Below are 13,591 nucleotides of genomic sequence, written 5' to 3' on the forward strand. Positions count from 1 at the left end.
CATAGAGACCACTCAGGTATCTTGGTATCGAGACAAATTTGACTCGTGAACGGAGAATCTCCCGGTGACCGAAGACGCGATTATCTACACCCACACGGACGAGGCGCCGGCTCTCGCCACTGCATCGTTCCTCCCGATCGTCCAGGCCTATGCAGGCAAGGCTGGAATCGAGATTGAAACCCGCGACATTTCGCTGGCAGGGCGCATCCTCGCGGCCTTCCCGCAGCGGCTGACCGCCGACCAGGAAGTGTCCGATGCTCTCGCCGAACTTGGCGGGCTCGCCACGCTTCCTGAGGCAAACATCATCAAACTGCCGAACATCTCGGCATCCATTCCCCAGCTGAAGGCGGCGATCACCGAACTGCAGGGGCAGGGTTACGACATTCCGAGCTTCCCGGATGACCCGTCCTCGCTCGAGGAGAAAGACGTCCGCGCTCGCTACGACCGCATCAAGGGCTCCGCAGTTAACCCCGTGCTACGCGAGGGCAACAGCGACCGTCGTGCCCCGCTCGCGGTGAAGAATTACGCGAAGAAGCACCCCCACACGAACAAGCCGTTCCCTGAGGGATCCAAAACGCGCGTCGCCACGATGACGCAGGATGACTTCAAGCACAACGAGAAGTCTTGGGTTGCCGCTCACGACGATGTCCTGACGATTCGTCACATCGCCGAAGACGGCACGGTCACGGTCCTCAAGGACAACCTCAAGGTGCTGCCGCGCGAAATCATCGACGGAACCTTCCTCTCGGCATCCGCTCTCGATGCGTTCTTAGGCGAAACTCTCGAGACGGCAAAGGCCGACGACGTGCTCTACTCGGTGCACCTGAAGGCGACGATGATGAAGGTCTCTGACCCGATCATCTTCGGCCACGTCGTCAAGGCATTCTTCGCCGATGTGTTCGCTCGTTACGGTGACCAGCTGGCAGCATCCGGACTCAGCGCCAATGATGGTCTCGGCTCGATCCTCACGGGTCTTGCCGGTATCGAGGGCAGCGACGAGCTCATCGCAGCCTTCGAGAGCGCCATCGCGAACGGACCCCGTCTCTCGTACGTCAACTCCGACAAGGGCACCACCAACCTGCACGTCCCCTCGGACGTCATCGTGGATGCCTCGATGCCCGCGCTGGTGCGCAACGGCGGCAAGCTCTGGGGCGTCGATGGCGGCGAGGACGACACGCTCGCTGTTATCCCTGACTCCTCCTACGCCGGCGTCTACCAGGCTGTCATCGACGATGTGATCGCGAATGGCCCGCTCAACCCCGCAACGATCGGCACTGTGCCGAACGTGGGACTGATGGCGCAGGCGGCCGAGGAATACGGCAGCCACGACAAGACTTTCGAAATCTCGGCTCCCGGCCGGGTCGAGGTCATCGACAGCGACGGCGTGGTGCTCATCGAGCACGAGGTCGGTGCTGGCGACATCTGGCGTGCAACCCAGACCAAGCACATTCCAGTGATCGACTGGGTGCGCTTGGCAGTCTCTCGCGCGCAGGCGACGGGTGATCCTGCGGTGTTCTGGCTCGACGTGAACCGTGCGCACGACGCACAGCTGATCGCGAAGGTGCACCAGGCTCTCGCCACCCTCGACACCAAGGGGGCGCAGATCTCGATCCTCGCTCCAGAGGAGGCAACGCGTTACACGCTGGCGCGGATGCGTCACGGCCTCGACACGATCTCGGTGACCGGCAACGTGCTGCGCGACTATCTGACCGACCTGTTCCCGATCCTTGAGGTCGGCACGAGCGCCAAGATGCTCTCGATCGTCCCGTTGCTCGCCGGCGGTGGCCTGTTCGAGACCGGTGCGGGCGGTTCGGCACCCAAGCACGTGCAGCAGCTCGTCGAGCAGAACTACCTGCGCTGGGACTCGCTCGGCGAGTTCTTCGCGCTCGCGGCGTCGCTCGAGCACTTCGCCGATCGCAACGGCAACGAGAAGGCACGCGTGCTGGCTGAAACGCTGGATGCTGCGACCGGAACGTTCCTCGAAGAGGATCGTTCGCCCGGCCGCAAGCTCGGCACGATCGACAACCGCGGCAGCCACTTCTACCTGAGCTTGTACTGGGCGCAGGAACTGGCTGCGCAGACGAAGGATGCTGAGCTTGCCTCGGCGTTCGCTTCGATCGCCGCCGACCTCGCCGAGAAGGAGCAGACGATCGTCGCCGAGCTCAACGGTGTGCAAGGTTCTGCGGTCGACATCGGTGGGTACTACCGTCCGGACGACGCGAAGGTGACGAAGATCATGCGCCCCTCGGCAACGCTGAACGGGATCATCGACACGTTCTGATCCTTACAACGCAAGAAGGCCGGATGCTACGTGCATCCGGCCTTCTTGCGTGTGCTCGCTGTTGAGCAGTCGGGTCAGTAGTGAACGTAGACGTTGACGCCCTCAGGTGCCCAGTTGTATAGCCACTGCGCGCGATCCTCGGGCATGCCCACGCAACCGTGGCTCATGGCCGTTCCCCAGTTGCTGTGCCAGTACACGCCGTGAAGAGCCTCGTCGCCGTTGAAGTACATGACCCACTTGACGTCGGGCTGGAAGTAGTTCGGTGCCTTGGTGAGATCGCGGTTGCCCATGTTTTGGCTGGATGTCTTCCAGCCGATCTCGAATGACCCCGTGTGCGTGGCGTTAGCGCCAGCGCCGGCCGAGACGTACCACGAGTCCACGACGACGCCGTTTTCCAACACGGAGACAGACTGGTTGGCGAGGTTGATGTCGATCTCGCGCATGAGCGTCGCCGTCGCGAAAGGAACCTCGGTGACCTCGAGCGGCTGGACCGCATTGCCGGCTTCGAGCTGCTGGGCGAAATCGGATGCCACGGTGCTGGTGTCGCCGAGCGTGCGGCCGTTCACGCCTACGGTCAGCTCTTTGAGCACGTCGCCGCTGGCGTTGATGATGGACTCGGCGTTCACTGGGGCGCGATTGACCAGTGCGGGGAGCGTATCGACGACAGACTGAATAGCGGTCTGGTCTGCCGTGATATTTAGCTTGCCCTCTTCGTCGACGATTGAGAAGAAGGTCGCCGCGACAGCGGGTTCGATCGGTACCGTGCGCTCTGCGCCGACGTAGAAGCCGACGGTCGAGAGCATCGTATTCATCGTTGCGGCGGTAGTCGCCGCATCTTTGTCGCTGACGGTAGCCGGAGCCTCTTTCGGTGCGGCAGAGAAGCTGAGACCGCTCTCGCCGTCTGCGAGCGCGGTCGTGACAGCAGACTTCAGCCCGTCGAGGTCGACGGCGGTGCCAGGCTCGGCCGCGGTGGTTACATACGTGCCAGTGGGTGCGTCGAACACGACGCCAGCGTCGACGGCATCCTGGTAGCTAGTCGGGACCAACGCGCGCAGCGTGCTGTGTGCGGCCGCGGTATCGAGACTGATGTCGCCTGCGATGGGTTCTGGAAGCCAGGCGCCGAGGTTCCACATTGGGTGAGCCGTGAAAGCTTCGTCAGCGAGTGCCCGAGCGTCGAGAGATGCGCCGAGGTCTGCGCCGCTGAGGGTCGGCTCACCGGCAACGTCTGTCAACGTGATCTCTACGTTGGCGAGGCGGGAACCAACGACGTCTGCTGCTGCGCCGGGGGTCAGCCCGCCGACGGGGATACCCGCGATCGTGGTGCCTGGAGCGATGAGAATGGTGGACGCTGCCGCACCGGCGAGAATGAGCGCACCGATGCCGATTCCGACCCACAAGCCGGTGCGATGCTTCTTCTCAGCGGGTTCGCTGGGAGCCCATTCGAGGGGTCGATCGCCGTCGCTCGGTGGAGCCGCTTCAAAGACAGAAGTGGTCTGAGCAGTGCTCGCCCCCGGCGCCTCAATAAGATCAGTCACGAATTCACCCCCGTGTTTCAATGTGACATACGCCCCTTATCATACCGGGTGCCCGATAACGGTGGCGCAACGGTCAATCAGGCTGGAATCACCAACGCCCTCCACACTTCTCGAGTGCGGAGGCGTTCGGTGAAACGAGCTGTCAGCTGCAGAGCTCCTGAAGCGCGGTGCCCGATTCGGTCACCGCAGTGGTGATGGTGCCCATCTCTGATGCGGCGTCGAGATCTTCCTCGAGGAGCACCTTCGAAAGCAGGTCACCGAGACTGACAAAGTCGTCGTACACGGCGGTGGTGGCTTCCTTGACTTCGGGGTTCGTCACCTTGTCGACCGTTTCGCCGAGTGAAGTGACGAACGAGTTGAACTCATGTTTTGTCGCACGCCCCGATGGGCAGAAAGACCCATCATGCCGATGAGACCAGTCAGCGCATGTCTCGCGACGACCGTAAGGTGCGGTAACTTTTCGATAACCTCGCCGCTCGGGTGCGGGGCAGCAGTTGCACAATCAATGTTCGTAAGGTCTACTAACAAACATGCCTGTTTCGGATGAACTGCGACAAGTGGCACAGGTCAACTATGCCGGTGCTAATTCGCATGCTTTTGGGACGTCCCGAAAACTGCGCTCCCGGTCGAAGGTCCTTCCCGAGCAGGCCCGAAGGCACAACCGGGCACTCGTGCTGCAGACGCTCTTTCACGCAGGGGCGATGAGTCGCGCCGACCTCTCACGTGAGACGGGACTCACCAGAGTCACGATTTCAGACCTCATTGCAGAATTCATTGCCGATGGCATTGTCATAGAACTTGGTGTGCGTGAGACAACGGGGCCGGGAAAGCCGCCGATCCTCGTGGATGTTGACCGTCTCGGACACCAGATCATCGGAGTCGACCTGTCCGACGCCGAAGTCTTCCGCGGGGCCGTCCTCACACTCGATGGCAAGGTGATTGAGCGCCGAGAGGTTGCTCGCCTGACTAAGCCCGACGGTGAGGCGTCCTATGTCGCCTTGCTGGAGTTGTGCCGCAAACTTATCGCCGTGTCGACGTCACCCCTGCTCGGTGTCGGAGTCGGAACGCCCGGTGTGGTGCGGCCAGACGGTGTTGTGCTCAGCGCGCCGAACCTCGGCTGGAAGGACTTCGGTCTCGAGGCCCAGCTCGGGCACGACCTCGATCTGCCGGTCCTCGTCCGCAACGATGCGAACGCTGCGGTGCTGGCGGAGTACACCTTAGGCGAGGCCAGAGCCGACTTCATGCTGATCAAGGTTGGCATCGGAGTGGGCGCAGGACTCATCTCCGATAGCCAGCCGTTGCTTGGCAGCCGTTTCGCTGCCGGCGAGATCGGCCACGTCGTGGTCGCCACTGATGGCGGTCCACACTGCATCTGCGGCCGGGATGGTTGCCTTGAAGCCTGGCTGAGCGTCGCACGCCTTCGCGAGGCGCTCGCCGCCGACCCCTCGGCTCGAGAGGAGATCCTTCGCGAGGCTGGCACGCGCATGGCGATCGCTGTCGCCCCGATCGTGGCGGCCCTTGACCTCTCTGAGATTGTCTTGTCGGGGCCTGCAGACCTGCTCGAGGGTACCCTCATCGACGCCGCAACGACCACGCTGCGCGATCGCACCCTAGAGGGCGTCTTCGATGGCGTGGTCATCCGCCTCACCCGCCAAGAGGACATCGTGCTGCGCGGAGCCGCGGTCATGGTCCTCTCCGCACAATTAGGAGTTTCATAGTGGCTGAAGTCGTCATCGTCGAGGATGTGCCCGCCGCGGGTGCTCTGGTCGCCGATGAGATCGCGCGACTCATCGAGGGCCGTCCCGACGCTGTCCTCGGACTTGCAACCGGATCGACGCCTCTGCCCGTATATGAGGCGCTGCATCGGCGACTCGGCGGCGCGGATCTGGCGCAGGTGCGTGGTTTTGCTCTGGACGAGTACGTGGGTATCGACCCCCACCACCCCGAGAGCTATCGGTCGGTCATTGCCCGTGAGGTCGTCGAGCCGCTCAGACTCAACCCGTCGCAGATCCATGTTCCCAACGGCTCGCTGGACGGGATCGAGCATGCCGGTGCCGACTACGAGGCCGCCATCACAGCTGCCGGCGGCGTCGACCTGCAGATTCTTGGGATCGGCACCGACGGACACATCGGCTTCAACGAGCCAGGCTCGTCGTTTGCCTCCCGTACGCGTGTGAAGACGCTCACAGCGCAGACCCGCAAAGACAACGCACGCTTCTTCGACTCAATCGATGACGTTCCCATGCACTGCATTACGCAGGGGCTCGGAACCATCCTGCAGGCTCGCCATCTGGTGATGCTGGCGTTCGGGGAGAGCAAAGCGCGGGCCGTGGCCGAAGCCGTCGAGGGGCCGATCAGTGCGATCCTGCCGGGGTCCGCGATTCAGCTGCACCCGCACGTCACTGTCGTGGTTGATGAGGCTGCCGCGTCTCGACTGAAGCTGGTTGACTACTACCGCTACACGTACGCGAACAAGCCCGCCTGGCAGGGGCTCTAGGCGGGCTCGCCCGGCCACGCCAGCGGGAGCAGGTGCTCGAGACTCAGTGGCGCGAGTGGCAGTGTGTTCACATCGGCCGGGGTGATCCAGCGCAGTTCGGCGATCTCGGCCTGCACTGTGACGTCAGCGGCGTCGATCGTCAGCGCGAAAGCGTCGGCGACGACGCGATGGCCCGGCTCGTTTGCCGCTGCTGAGACGAATCTGCCCAGCGGGCGCAGGCATTCCTCGGCTACTTTGAGGCCGAGCTCTTCGTCGAGCTCACGGGCGAGAGTCTGCGCGGCGTTCTCGCCAGCCTCCGGCTTGCCACCGGGTTGCATGAAGCGGGTCGTGCCCTGTTTTCGAACTACCAGCACGCGGCCCTCAGCGTCGTGGATCACTGCCGCGCTCACATGGATGTCAGGCAACGGAGAACACCTTTCCCGGGTTGAGGATGCCGAGCGGATCGAAAACACGCTTGATCTCTCGCTGCAACTCCCACTGATCATCGCCGAGTTCGGCGGCGAGCCAACGGCTTTTCAGTATGCCGATGCCGTGCTCGCCGGTCAGGGTGCCGCCGAGGCTAATCGCCGAACGAAAGAGATCGTCGGCCGCCGCCCAGACCTGCTCGGGGACCTCGTCGCCTTCGAAGATGAAGTTTGGATGCAGGTTGCCGTCACCCGCGTGCGCGATCGCCGGAATCGTCAGCTCGTACTCGCGCTCAATGCGGGCGATCTCGTCGTACATGGCCGGAAGGGCACTGCGCGGCACCGAGACGTCTTCGATGAGAGTCGTGCCGAGGGCCGCCATCGCGCTGTGCATGGAGCGTCGGATCGTGAGCAGCCGCTCGCCCTCTTCGCGATCGTAGGTCAGCGTGACATCGCCGCCGTTGTCACGCAGTACCGCAGCGATCAGGTCGGCTTCGGCGGCCGCAGCCGGGCCATCGGTCTGGATGGTCAGTTGCGAGGTCGCGGTCGGGGGAGAGGGGAGGTCCAGGTAGCTGTGGATGGCGACCAGGCTCGTGGCATCGATGAGCTCCATGATCGCCGGTTGCGCCCCAGAAGCCGTCACCGCCGCCGAACCGACAGCAGCAGCGCGAACCGTCGGAAACAGGGCGGTGATTGTGCAGACTTCGCCTTCAACGAGGCGCCGGAGCTTCAGCGTCGCGCCGACGACGACGCCCAGTGTGCCTTCGGAGCCGATCACCAGCGAGGTCAGATCGAGCCCGGTTACGCCCTTCACACTGCGGTGGCCAAGGTGCAGCAGTCGTCCGTCGGCACGCACGAGGTCGATGGCGAGTACGGCGTCGCGTACGACGCCGTACTTTGCGCACAGCAGTCCACCGGCGCCGGTGGCGATGTTCCCGCCCACGGTGGAGATGTCGCGGCTGGCGGGGTCCGGAGGCCACCAGAGACCCTGGGCTGCCAACAGTGTGTTCAGCTCTGCGTTCAGGATGCCGGGCTCAACGACCGCGAAGAGATCATCTGCTCGCACCTCGAGCACTCGGTTCATGCGCAGAGTAGACAGGACGATTTCACCCGGTCCGGCGTTTGCGCCTCCGGCGAGGCCCGTGCCGGCACCGCGTACGACGACAGGCGTGTTCGTCGCAGTGGCAATTCGCATCGTCTCTTGGACGTCGCGGACCGACTGGGCATGCACGACGGCGAGCGGCCGTCCGGACGACGAGTGCCCGGAGCGATCGGCGCGCGCGGACTCCAGGGATTCCTCGGTGACATCGACGATGTCACCGAGCGACTCCCGCAGAGCCGCTCGGACGGTCATCGCAGGTTTCTCCGCCCGGCGAAGAGCCCTGCGGTTACCGCGACAACAGCGAAGCCGAGTCCCACCCAGGCCTGATCCATCGACCACCAAGCGATAGTCACGCCCACGTAGATCAGCAGTTCGACGGCTGCCCGGATGAACGGATGCAGCGCCAGCACCGGTCGAGGGGAGAGGAAAAGTGCCCAGACCAGTAGGACGACGAGGGGCGTGCCGATGCCCAGGACGATGTTCCAGGGGAACGGCCACATGACGAAACCCCAGAGCGCCAGCGAGGCGATTGCGTGATGAGGATGATGGCCCGGATGATGTCAAGCGGAGCGAGATTCGGACGGGTGACACCGGGAACTGTATCGGGGGCTTCGGGCATGCTCCCAGTCTATTCGGCGGGGATGGTCGTCTCGTCGGTCGGGGCGACGGCGGGAGCCTCTTGCATTGAGGCGGCGGGCTCGACCGCGGACGTCGGTGCGACGGGCTCTGTGGTGGGCGACTCCTCAACGGCGGGCTCGTCGGCGACCGGGGCAGTCTCGGCCGGGAGTGGCTCGTCGACAGGCGCGGGTGTCGACTCGGCGACGGGGACCGGCTGCGGCTGTGGTGCGGGCTGTTCAGTAGTCGAAGTCTCGGCAACAGGAGCGGATGCTGGCTCTGCCAGTGCAGCAAGCGTCGTCTCGACAACTCGCCCGTCACCGGCGTCCGTCACGTATTGGAACGTCACGATGGTCTGAGCGGGGCTAAGAAGCTGGCGGAGAGTCGGCCGAAGATCTATTGTTCCCGTTCCGTTGGCGTCGAGAACGATGCGATCCGCGCCGCCAGTGCTGCCGTCGATGAGCGCCTGCACCGTTTCAGAGTTGAGGCCGGTGATCGGCACCGAGTAGTGCGTCTTCAAAGTGGAAAGGTCGAACTCAATTCGTGCCGTTCCCCAAGACAACGGCGCCTCTGGATCCGAGGGTCCGATGGGATCTGTCGGATCTGTGGGATCTGTGGGGTCCGTCGGATCGGTTGGATCCGTGGGGTCCGTGGGGTCCGTGGGGTCCGTGGGATCCGTCGGTTCGGTGGGATCTGTGGGATCTGTGGGATCGGTCGGATCGGTCGGATCCGTACCCGGCTCGGCAGGATCGGTCGGCGGAGCGGCACCGTTGCCGTCGCCATCAGGACTATTCGGCACAACGGGAGGCGCGGGCACGGCAGCGGGCGGCTCAGTGCTGCTGCGCGGCTCGGTGTCGGGTGTGGCCTCGTCCTTGACGGGAGGCTTCGGCGCAGGTTCCGAAATCTCGAGGACGAACTTCTCATCCGCGTTGAGGTCAGTGTCGGATGCGACCTCGGAGGAGATCGAGGAGCTGCCAACGTCGCTCGCGCTCGGCAGCGATGTCGCGGAGTTGGCGTTCAGTAGTCCGGGAACGATCGTGGTCGCAGCAACAACCCCTGCGACGACGAGCGCTGCGGAACCTACTCCGACGAGGGCACCGATTCCGGTGACTGTGCCGCCGGTCAGGCCGCCGCTGGCGCCAGCACCGGCCACACCACCACTGCCGTGACCCGCGCCGTGACCAGTGCTTCCGGCGGACAAAAGAGCCGCGCCGGGCGTAGCGCCCGTGCCGCCCACGACGACTCCGCCTTCGAAGACGCCGGATGGCATGGCAGCGAGCGCGACCACTGGGGCGGCACCCTGCAGTGTGGCGGCATAGCCGGCCGCACCGGTGACGCCAAGCACGAGGGGGAGAAGCACAAGCGCGAGTCGATTAGAGACATCTTTCGCCTCGGCGGCGACGATCATGCAGCGGGCGCAGTCGTTGATGTGAAGATCGACGCGCTTCTGATCGCGAGTGCTCAGGTTTCCGAGAGAATGTGCGCCGAGGCGTTCGATAGTCCAGCGGCACTCTGATCCAGATTCTGCGCTGTTCAGGTGCGCCTGGATCCATGCTTCTCGTAGACCCTCGCGGGCACGAAATGCGAGCTGGGAGACGGCTCCGGACTTCATTCCGAGAAGAGGCGCGACTTCGGTCGGCTTCATCTGCTCGATCTCGGTGTACCAGAGCACTTCCTGCCAGCGCGTCGGAAGGCTGCGGAAGGCCTGCGCGGTCAGCCCGCGGTCAAGCGCCTCGTCCGTCGCTTGCTCGGTGCTGTCGGGGTCTGCGACGGTGTCAAGTTCGTCGATCGGAGTCTCGCGACGTGAGCGACCCCATGCAGCGGCCGTGTTGCGGATGCTGGTGAAGAGGTACGCGCGGAAGGAACCGTTCGGTCCACCGCCCTTGAGGATGGCCTGATAGATGCGGGTATACGACTCTTGCACCAGATCATCTGGATCGATGCTCGACGTGATCGATCGAGCGACCGACATTCCGGAGGGGTAGTGGCGGCGCCAGAGTTCACCGAACGCCCCTCGGTCACCCGATCGGGTGCGGAGGATCAGATCGGCGTCGGCTACCGCAGGAGTTCTGGAAAGGTCGTCGTTATGCACTGTCATCCATCTGTTGTGAGACGCGGGTGCGCTCCCACATGAAGAGACGCGTGATCAAGAATCTGCTCACGCGTCTCTTACATTCTCTCCCTAAATTCCCAGCGAGGCCAGCCCTGTTGATAACTCGGTGCGAACTCCCAAAAAATCTTTTTGAGTTTTGCGTAATGAATCGGCCCGGTCGTCGTCTCATCAGTAGAGACAGCCAACAGAATTCCACCGGGGGGCGGAGTTCGGCACCGATGCGGGGGCAATAGCGTCGGTTGGGGTGGGCTCGAGCACCTCGGGGGAGGAGTCCTCGGGTCCACCCATTCTCATGCCGGAGGGACTGAGGCCGCCGCTGGGGATTCGGCGGCCTCCACCTCGATTACGCCAACGGCGCACCGGTCTGCACGCGCACGACCTGCAGCTGTGCGTCTAAGAGCACGGCGTCGGCGAGGTACCCGGGCGCGAGGCTTCCGAGCTGGGCACTCACACCGACGGCCGCAGCTGGTGTCCGCGTCAATGCCAGTACAGCATCTACGAGCGCGACGCCCGCCTGCACCGCGCGCTGCAGAGCGACATCCTGTGTGAGCGTGGAACCTGCAATCGAGCCGGTGTCGTCGGCTCGGGCAACGCCTCCCGTGACCGTCACCTTCACCGCGCCCAGGTCATAGCTCCCGTCGGCGCTGCCGGCTGCGGCCATGGCATCCGTCACGAGGGCGACGCGGCCCGGGGCCGTATCGAAAAGCAGCTTGATCACGTGCGGGTGGAGGTGCACATTGTCGGCAATTGCTTCCAGTACGACCCGATGATCGGCCGCTGCGGCGAGCACCGGACCCGGGGCACGATGGTGGATGCCGGGCATTGCATTGAATGCGTGCGTGAGGATCGTCGCCCCCGCGTCGAACGCGGCGACGGCTTGGGCGGCATCTGCACTCGTGTGACCGACGGCCGCTGCCGCGCCCGCTGCAACGATCAGCCGGATCGCCTCGAGGCCACCGGGACGCTCGGGGGCGATCGTGACTTGGCGCACCGTACCGCGGCCGGCATCGAGCAGACGCTGCACATCGGCAGCCACCGGATCACGCAGCAGCGCGGGGTCGTGCGCGCCGTGCCGCGCGATGTCGAGGAACGGACCCTCGAGGTGTGAGCCGAGGATGTCGGCATCCGTCGTCATGAGATCGGCGATCTCGCCGACTCGACGCATGAGATCGTCGATCGGCGCGGTCACGAGCGAGACGACTGCGCGCGTCGTGCCGTGGGCTCGGTGTAAGGCGCGCGCCGTGCGGATAGCATCGATGCCGTCATCGAAGGATGCCCCGGCGCCACCATGCCCGTGGATGTCGATGAATCCCGGCGTCAGGATCGCACCGTCGCCCGCGATCTCGGTGGCATCGAGCACCTCATCGGCATCAGCCCAGTCCGCGCCGGAACCGGTCGAGACCACACGGCCGTTTTCGAATCGCACCCAGGCGTTCGCTGTTTCGGTGCCATCGGTGATGAGGCGAACGGAGTGGATCAGAGTCGCGGCCATCAGCTGCTCCAGTCAATCTCGGCGGGACGGTGCATGCCCCATCCTGCGGCATCCCAGACCGCGCCCAGACGTCCGACGCGCTCACGGAACGAAGCCCATTCGCGACGTTCGAACTTCGACCAGCCCACTTCGGCGAGTGCCGCTGCGCGAGGGAAGAACAGCTGATCGATGTCGGCCAACGATGTCAGCGTCTCGGACCACAGCGGCGCTTCGATTCCGAGGATTGCATCGGGCGAGAGCCCAGCGATGATCTGAGTCGGCTCCCAGTCGTAGGCGGTCTCGAGATCAATGAGGGCAGCCCAGTCGAGTCCGAGAGGAAACTCGGCGTCGTATTTCTGGTCCAGATACGCGGTGTTCGATGGTGACATGATGACCGATCCGCCGCGCTCGGCGAAGCGTCGTGCATCCTCCGCCTGCGAGCCTCGGGACGGGTGCTGCCCCAGTACTGTCCGATCGTGCCCTCGGCGACCTGGGGCGGAGCCGGCCTCGTGCCACGCGATGGGTGTCTTTCCGAGGCCAAGAGTGAGTGCGGTGACGCGCGTGATGAACGTGTCGAAGTCGGCGTGCGGTGTGCCGAGTGCCTCGTCGCCGCCGATGTGCAGGTACGGGCCCGCGGTGAGCTCGGCAACTTCGGTGAGAACGTCGCGCAAGAACACCCAGGTTTCTTCGTCGCGGACCTTCACAATGGAGTGTCCGACACCCCAGCCCTGGTACGGCTCACCGGCGACCGGAAGCGGTTGGTTGAGCGCGGTCGACTGCTTGAGAAGCTCGTCATTCATGACCGGCGCTTCGACGATTTCGGGGTATGCCAGGCCGATGGCGTGCGTGTGACCAGGGAGGTCGATCTCTGGCACGACGACCATGTGGTTCGTAGCCGCATACTCGACGATCTCGCGGAAATCATCTTTCGTGTAGAAGCCGCCTGGGCGTCCGAGTACTGCGGTCGTCGATCCGCGTTCAGTGAGCAGCAGGCGACTGTCGATCTGCAGACGCCAGCCCTGGTCGTCCGTGAGGTGCAGGTGCAGGCGGTTGAACTTCAATGAGGAGGCCCGGTCGATATAGGCCTTGACGGTGCTGACGTCGAAAAACGTGCGCGCCACGTCGAGCATCACGCCGCGGAATTCGAAGCGCGGAGCATCATCAATGTCGACGTGGGGGAGCGTCCAGCGGTCACCGTCTGAGGTGAGTAGCTGGCGGAGCGTCTGGATGCCGTAGAAGAGGCCGGCCGCTGATCCCTCGATCTGCGTCACATCGCCAATCTGCAACATATAGTGCTCGCCGCTCTCGGCGGTGCGGCGCAGCACGATGTCGCCGGCTTGCGCCGCATTGTTCACGCGCTCGATTCGTAGCCCGGTGCGTTCTTCGAGCATGTCAGCGAGGCCGGATGCCGCGGCATCCGTTTCGATGTCAACAATTTCGTTCGCCACGATGATGCGTGCACCGGCAATGAGCGAGAATCTGCCAGGCGACTCGACGACAGAAGTTGGCAACGGCACAAGTGGAAGAACCATGAACAAAACCTACCCCTGAGCGCACAGGCAACCGGGCGTCA

Annotated in this window: 11 protein-coding genes; 3 read left to right on the plus strand and 8 right to left on the minus strand. The window is 64.1% G+C overall.

Annotated features, from left to right (window positions below):
- Positions 1–64: 64 nt before the first annotated feature.
- A complete protein-coding gene (locus tag DC31_RS03515) occupies positions 65–2,281 on the plus strand; it encodes an NADP-dependent isocitrate dehydrogenase (RefSeq protein WP_036277096.1) in 2,217 nt (738 codons plus the stop codon).
- A gap of 74 nt (positions 2,282–2,355) precedes the next feature.
- On the opposite strand, the gene DC31_RS03520 is transcribed toward DC31_RS03515, so the two are convergent.
- Positions 2,356–3,816: a L,D-transpeptidase family protein gene (locus tag DC31_RS03520; RefSeq protein ID WP_235201314.1), complete on the minus strand. Its 1,461-nt coding sequence runs from the start codon at positions 3,814–3,816 to the stop codon at positions 2,356–2,358.
- Between the two features lie 142 nt (positions 3,817–3,958).
- Positions 3,959–4,135: a hypothetical protein gene (locus tag DC31_RS18385; RefSeq protein WP_160173199.1), complete on the minus strand. Its 177-nt coding sequence runs from the start codon at positions 4,133–4,135 to the stop codon at positions 3,959–3,961.
- A gap of 211 nt (positions 4,136–4,346) precedes the next feature.
- Between DC31_RS18385 and DC31_RS03525 the strand changes: the two genes are divergently transcribed.
- Both DC31_RS03525 and nagB read left to right on the plus strand, forming a co-directional pair.
- A complete protein-coding gene (locus tag DC31_RS03525; protein ID WP_036277101.1) occupies positions 4,347–5,534 on the plus strand; it encodes an ROK family transcriptional regulator in 1,188 nt (395 codons plus the stop codon).
- A complete protein-coding gene (gene nagB, locus DC31_RS03530) occupies positions 5,534–6,313 on the plus strand; it encodes a glucosamine-6-phosphate deaminase (protein WP_036277103.1) in 780 nt (259 codons plus the stop codon). The genes DC31_RS03525 and nagB overlap by 1 nt, the downstream gene beginning before the upstream one ends.
- Here nagB and DC31_RS03535 read toward each other — a convergent pair.
- The 6 genes from DC31_RS03535 to DC31_RS03560 all read right to left on the minus strand — a co-directional run bounded on the left by DC31_RS03535 (position 6,310) and on the right by DC31_RS03560 (position 13,550).
- Entirely contained in the window at positions 6,310–6,717 is a 408-nt protein-coding gene (locus DC31_RS03535; protein WP_036277106.1) for an NUDIX hydrolase, read from the minus strand. The genes nagB and DC31_RS03535 overlap by 4 nt on opposite strands.
- Positions 6,710–8,071 (minus strand): FAD-binding oxidoreductase, encoded by a 1,362-nt coding sequence (locus tag DC31_RS03540; RefSeq protein WP_036277108.1) that lies wholly within the window; start codon positions 8,069–8,071, stop codon positions 6,710–6,712. The genes DC31_RS03535 and DC31_RS03540 overlap by 8 nt, the downstream gene beginning before the upstream one ends.
- Complete coding sequence (locus DC31_RS03545; protein WP_235201315.1) at positions 8,068–8,319, minus strand: YrdB family protein; 252 nt, start codon at positions 8,317–8,319, stop codon at positions 8,068–8,070. Before DC31_RS03545 ends, DC31_RS03540 begins: the two co-directional genes overlap by 4 nt.
- A gap of 128 nt (positions 8,320–8,447) precedes the next feature.
- A complete protein-coding gene (locus tag DC31_RS16830; protein WP_081813703.1) occupies positions 8,448–10,532 on the minus strand; it encodes a sigma-70 family RNA polymerase sigma factor in 2,085 nt (694 codons plus the stop codon).
- Between the two features lie 358 nt (positions 10,533–10,890).
- Positions 10,891–12,039 carry an N-acetylglucosamine-6-phosphate deacetylase gene (gene nagA, locus DC31_RS03555; protein ID WP_036277112.1) on the minus strand — a complete coding sequence of 383 codons (1,149 nt, stop codon included), beginning with the start codon at positions 12,037–12,039 and terminating at the stop codon, positions 10,891–10,893.
- The gene (locus DC31_RS03560; protein ID WP_235201316.1) at positions 12,039–13,550 is read right to left on the minus strand and encodes a family 20 glycosylhydrolase; all 1,512 of its coding nucleotides are present in this window, start codon (positions 13,548–13,550) and stop codon (positions 12,039–12,041) included. Before DC31_RS03560 ends, nagA begins: the two co-directional genes overlap by 1 nt.
- Positions 13,551–13,591: the final 41 nt, after the last annotated feature.

This window comes from Microbacterium sp. CH12i, from assembly GCF_000685355.1.
Classification (GTDB): domain Bacteria; phylum Actinomycetota; class Actinomycetes; order Actinomycetales; family Microbacteriaceae; genus Microbacterium.

Excerpts from the sequence above, each read along its gene's own strand:
- DC31_RS03560 (WP_235201316.1), bottom strand. The coding sequence starts at position 13,550 with ATGGTTCTTCCACTTGTGCCGTTGCCAACTTCTGTCGTCGAGTCGCCT.
- DC31_RS03545 (WP_235201315.1), bottom strand. The coding sequence starts at position 8,319 with ATGTGGCCGTTCCCCTGGAACATCGTCCTGGGCATCGGCACGCCCCTC.
- DC31_RS03525 (WP_036277101.1), top strand. The coding sequence starts at position 4,347 with ATGCCTGTTTCGGATGAACTGCGACAAGTGGCACAGGTCAACTATGCC.
- DC31_RS03540 (WP_036277108.1), bottom strand. The coding sequence starts at position 8,071 with ATGACCGTCCGAGCGGCTCTGCGGGAGTCGCTCGGTGACATCGTCGAT.
- DC31_RS16830 (WP_081813703.1), bottom strand. The coding sequence starts at position 10,532 with ATGACAGTGCATAACGACGACCTTTCCAGAACTCCTGCGGTAGCCGAC.
- nagA (WP_036277112.1), bottom strand. The coding sequence starts at position 12,039 with ATGGCCGCGACTCTGATCCACTCCGTTCGCCTCATCACCGATGGCACC.